Source organism: Synechococcus sp. R55.7, from assembly GCF_047461955.1.
Taxonomy (GTDB): Bacteria; Cyanobacteriota; Cyanobacteriia; order Thermostichales; family Thermostichaceae; genus Thermostichus.
The window spans coordinates 1-4,480 of sequence record NZ_JANSIC010000215.1 but is presented as its reverse complement, the minus strand read 5'-3'; the positions used below and the strand labels follow the sequence as shown (position 1 = coordinate 4,480).

At 54.9% G+C, this 4,480-nt stretch carries 4 protein-coding genes; 3 read left to right on the top strand and 1 reads right to left on the bottom strand.

Features of this window, described 5'->3' with window-relative positions; all coding sequences use genetic code 11:
• Positions 1 to 104 precede the first annotated feature (104 nt).
• The 3 genes from pyrR (at position 105) to NW820_RS10460 (ending at position 2,328) form a co-directional block, all read left to right on the top strand.
• Positions 105 to 653, top strand: a complete 549-nt coding sequence (gene pyrR, locus NW820_RS10470; protein ID WP_414332398.1) for a bifunctional pyr operon transcriptional regulator/uracil phosphoribosyltransferase PyrR — start codon at positions 105 to 107, stop codon at positions 651 to 653.
• 51 nt (positions 654 to 704) lie between these two features.
• Positions 705 to 1,676, top strand: coding sequence for a putative 2-dehydropantoate 2-reductase (locus NW820_RS10465; RefSeq protein ID WP_414341611.1), 972 nt, complete (start codon positions 705 to 707; stop codon positions 1,674 to 1,676).
• Between the two features lie 79 nt (positions 1,677 to 1,755).
• The gene (locus NW820_RS10460; RefSeq protein WP_414332394.1) at positions 1,756 to 2,328 is read left to right on the top strand and encodes a metal-binding protein; all 573 of its coding nucleotides are present in this window, start codon (positions 1,756 to 1,758) and stop codon (positions 2,326 to 2,328) included.
• 1,169 nt (positions 2,329 to 3,497) lie between these two features.
• On the opposite strand, the gene NW820_RS10455 is transcribed toward NW820_RS10460, so the two are convergent.
• Complete coding sequence (locus NW820_RS10455; protein ID WP_414407446.1) at positions 3,498 to 4,253, bottom strand: ankyrin repeat domain-containing protein; 756 nt, start codon at positions 4,251 to 4,253, stop codon at positions 3,498 to 3,500.
• Between the last annotated feature and the right edge of the window lie 227 nt (positions 4,254 to 4,480).

The window sequence follows — 4,480 nt, the reverse complement described above, 5'->3', positions numbered from 1 at the left end:
TGGCGCTATCCATCCCCACCCTACAGAGGGTGGGGAATTCCGCGCGTTTTGTTAAAGTCTTCTACAGACCAGATCCGCGATTGGCGAGGGGGCGACAGGGATCCATGTCCGAGATCGAGGTCTTCGATGCGGAGCAGTTGGCCGGGCTGATCGAGGGTCTGGCAGAGGCGATCGGCAGGGATCATCCCCACCTCCAAAAGTTGACGTTGATCGGCATTCGCACCCGGGGAGTTCCCCTGGCCTACCGCCTGCGGGATCGGATTGCCACTCTGCTGGGGATCCCGCCCCAAGTGGGGGAGCTGGACATCACTTTTTTCCGCGACGATTTGAGCGCCGGCGGGTTGCGCACCCCCGATCGCAGCGAAATGCCGCGTGACCTGACCGGCCAAGAAGTGGTGCTGGTGGATGATGTTATCTTTCGCGGTCGCACCGTGCGAGCAGCTTTGGAGGCTCTAAACCACTTTGGGCGACCGGAACGGGTGCGATTGGCGGTGTTGATCGACCGGGGTCACCGGCAGTTCCCCATCCAGCCCGATTACTGCGGTTGTCAGCTTTCCACAGAACCGGAGCAAATGGTGAGAGTCCATCTGCGGGAAACCGATGCAGAAGAGCGGGTGCTGTTGATAGACAAAACAGCAAAGATTAAGTCCTGAGCCAGCGCTGGGGTGCGGTATTTTAGGGATGACCTGCCGAAACTCACTGCCATGTCTTGGTTGCCGGAAACCCGCCGCTACGCTGTTTTGGGTACGGGCGCTTTGGGAGGATTTTATGGGGCGAAATTGCAACAGGCGGGCTTTTCGGTGCATTTTCTGCTGCACAGCGACTATGACCATGTTCGCCAAAGCGGCCTCTGGGTGCAGTCCTGCTGGGGGGATTTTCATTTGCCCCAGGTGAATGCCTACGCAGCCGTGGAGGACATGCCGGCTTGCGAAGGCGTGATCGTGGCTTTGAAAGCCACCCAAAATGCGCTTCTGCCGCACTTGATCCCGCCTGTGTTGGCCGAGAATGGCGTGGTGATCTTGTTGCAAAACGGGCTGGGGGTGGAACCCGAGATTGCCGATTGCGTTGGCCCAGAGCGGGTCATGGGGGGCCTCTGCTTCATCAGCTCCAATAAGGTTGGCCCCGGCCACATTCACCATCTGGATTACGGTTCGGTGCTGCTGGCAGAGTACGGCCCTGGCTATGCCCCCCAAGGGATCACGCCCCGCCTTCAACAAGTTCAAGCCGATTTTCAACGGGCAGGGATCCCGACTTCGCTCTCACCAGATTTGATGTTGGCCCGCTGGCAGAAACTGGTCTGGAATATTCCCTTCAACGGCCTCTCGGTGGTGTTCAATGCCGATACTCAGCAAATGATTCGAGACCCTGAGGCCCGTGCTTTGGCGGAAACGCTGATGCAGGAGGTGATACAGGGAGCTGCAGCTTGTGATCGCCTGCTTCCCGACTCCCTGATCCAAGAAATGCTCACCAATACCGAGAAAATGGCCCCCTACCGCACCAGCATGAAAATCGACTATGAGCGCAAACGTCCTCTGGAACTGCAGGTGATCTTCGGCAACCCACTGCAGTACGCTCGACAAGCTGGGATCCATCTGCCACGGGTTGAAATGCTCTACCGACAGTTGCAGGTGTTGGATCGCCTGAATCGAGGGATCCCTGGGGAGCAGCAGGCTTAAGTTTTTCAAGATCCGGCGGAGCGATCCCAGGGCTGGAGCAGGCTTTCTCCTTTGCTTGCGGGTAGACTGAGCCGCAGTCGTGTACTGTTGCTCTGGCTTTATGCCGCTGGGATCCACCCACGATCGCATTACCCTCTGGACGGCCCCCGGCATCACCCTAGCCGCCGGTGTGTTGGGGAACAGCACCACAGTTGCCCTGGCTGTGGGATCCGCCTATCTGTTCAGCGGCCTGATGTTTTCTGGAGATCTGGACACCTGTTCCCGACAGTATCAACGCTGGCTGTTCTTGCGCTGGATTTGGCTGCCCTACCGCAGGTGGATACGGCATCGCTCCTTTTGGTCTCATGGGCCGATCGTGGGCACTGCCGTGCGGGTGCTGTACTTGAGCCTATGGGCAGGAGGAGCTGGCCTGCTGGGGGCTTGGCTGGGATCCCGGTTGGGCTGGTGGATGTGGCAACCCTGGGTGTGGGGCAGCGATCTCTGGCAATTGCTGCAAGTTCACGCCGAGATGCTCTTTTGGATTGGGATGGGGTTGGAACTGGGATCGGTGAACCACAGCCTAAGCGACTGGATGGTCTCCCGCTGGAAACGCTGGCGCAGAAAACGCCGTCAGGTTCGATCTCCCGCCAGGCGACTCAGCTATCGTGGCTAGGGATCCATTGGGCCAAGGTTTGATTTTTCGCCCGCCACGGCATTTGAATGGCAGTGAGGTTACCTACTGTTCCGCAACGCGTAGTCATTTATCTCACCGTCAAGGTGAAACAAACGACCGGTTGCTTCCTGCTAAGGCCTCCGGCCCGCTACGCGAGCAGTTGAAATAGAGGGTAATAAGAACCACGACTGCTATCAGCCCCTCACCCCCCCTTGAACCTGTGCTGTGCCCACAACTCCGCGACCTATCCTCTCAAGAGGGCTGAAACTGCAAATCTTGGCCAATTACCCTTTAGCCCAGGTACTCTGCTTGTGGCCATTTCGATTCAAACTGGGACACTGCACCCATACCTAAAGCCTTGAATACAGGGAATCAGAAGGCTCTCCTCAGTAGCCCAAGCGTCTCACCCTAACTTGAAACGACTACTTGAAGCAGTTTTGTCAAGAACATTTCCTCTTACGTTGGCTAGGTATTGCGATTTAATCTCAATAAAGCTATGCTGTTACTCAGTTGAGTGGTGGAGTCATATCCATCAGTCTTCCTCTCTTGTCTTGGATGTGGCAGGGATCCTGTGCTGGCAGAGCTGGCCATCTGCGTCAGCAGGGATCCCTTTTTCTCCTCTCCAAGGCTAAGCAAGGTTCTGTGCTAATGAGAGTCAGAATCAGTTGATAGAGAGATTTTTTGCTTGCTCATGTCAATCTGTGGAGGTGGCAGTGTAAAGGAGCAACAGCGGCTGAGGGTTATGGCTTTGGAAGGGGGCAATCTGGCTTCGGGAACCGGAAGACAAGACCGAATACAAAGATTGCTGCTCTAGTTTCCTTTGCAAACTTGTCAGAAGCTAAGGAAAAAGACCAACCTTTTGGGACAAACTGTCTGTCCTATGTCTTGTTTTGTCGTTCAAAAATTTATGTTGGGCTCAAGAGAAACTCTAGAAAAAAGTTGAATCAGGTGGAAGAATCAGTTAGAATCTAGCTGGCGTTAACGCTAACCGCGACGAAGAGACTGGAGGGAGGAAAGCCTAACAGCCTCTCTCCTTTTTTCTGTAGGGGTTACCCTCACTCTCAAACCCCATCTCATGAGAAGGGAGGAAGACCAAATACCCTATGACTTGAAATAGCAGCATTTTCATTAACTTTTGTTTTACTCTCTATGCCAAACTTGATACTAAGCTAAAGAGTTGCTCCTCGATCTTGTAACCATTGGACAGCCAGCCTGTGTTGGCGTTTTTGTGCATAGGCTAAGGGGGTATGCCCATCTTCATTGCGAGGGTTTAGTTCGGCTCCATTTTCCAGCAAAAGCTCCAGGATTTCGATGTGTCCTTCCCAAGCAGCCCAGTGCATCGGTGTCGCCCCGAATCGGTTGCGCGCATTGGCATTGGCCCCGTACAAGAGCAGAAAGCGAGCGATGCCCAAATCCCCTCGGGTGGCGGCTTCATGCAGAGGGGTTCGGCCTGTTTCGTCAGTGGCATCCACCGGCGCTCCCTTGGATAGTAGGCGGGCCAGAATGCTTTTTCGACCGGTGGCTGTGGCCCAGTGGAGAACACGACCAGTGTTGGCTCCCTTTTGGATGAGCAGACCGATTACTTCTACCTGATCGGTTAAAGCAGCCCGATGGAGAGGGGTATAGCCATGGTTATCTGGGAGATTGATATCGCTGCCTGCCCTCAAGAGACGCTCCACCAGCTTGACCTGACCGCTGGCGGCAGCCAAATGGAGAGGGGTGGCACCTGTGGGATCCAAGGCATTGGGAGAAGCGCCATGGGCCAAGAGCAAATCCAACAGTTCCAAATCGCCAAGGAGTGTCGCTTTATGAAGCAAGGTCATTCCCTGAGCATCGACAGCATTTACATCTTCCCCCCGCTGCAAATGGGCCAATAATTGTTTTAGATCTCGATTGGCAAGAGCTTGATGAAGTGCTTCACTCATAACAGATAGAAATAGAAAAGCCAAGTTGCAATGAAGTTGGGCAACAGGAAGGGATCCTCGATAGGCCGGAATGGAGGCTCCAAACAACTTGGGCAAAGTCTAACACTGGATCCCTGCTGCTGAGGGAAGCGGGAGAACCAAGCGCTTGGTGGGATCCCTTGGTCAAGCCGGGGCCGCAGCGATAGACTAGAGCTGGTTTTTGGCCAGGTCTTTTCCCGATCCCTTAG

Bases quoted from the DNA above. Each gene is read 5' to 3' on its own strand.
- pyrR (WP_414332398.1), top strand. From the start codon at position 105: ATGTCCGAGATCGAGGTCTTCGATGCGGAGCAGTTGGCCGGGCTGATC.
- NW820_RS10465 (WP_414341611.1), top strand. From the start codon at position 705: ATGTCTTGGTTGCCGGAAACCCGCCGCTACGCTGTTTTGGGTACGGGC.
- NW820_RS10455 (WP_414407446.1), bottom strand. From the start codon at position 4,253: ATGAGTGAAGCACTTCATCAAGCTCTTGCCAATCGAGATCTAAAACAA.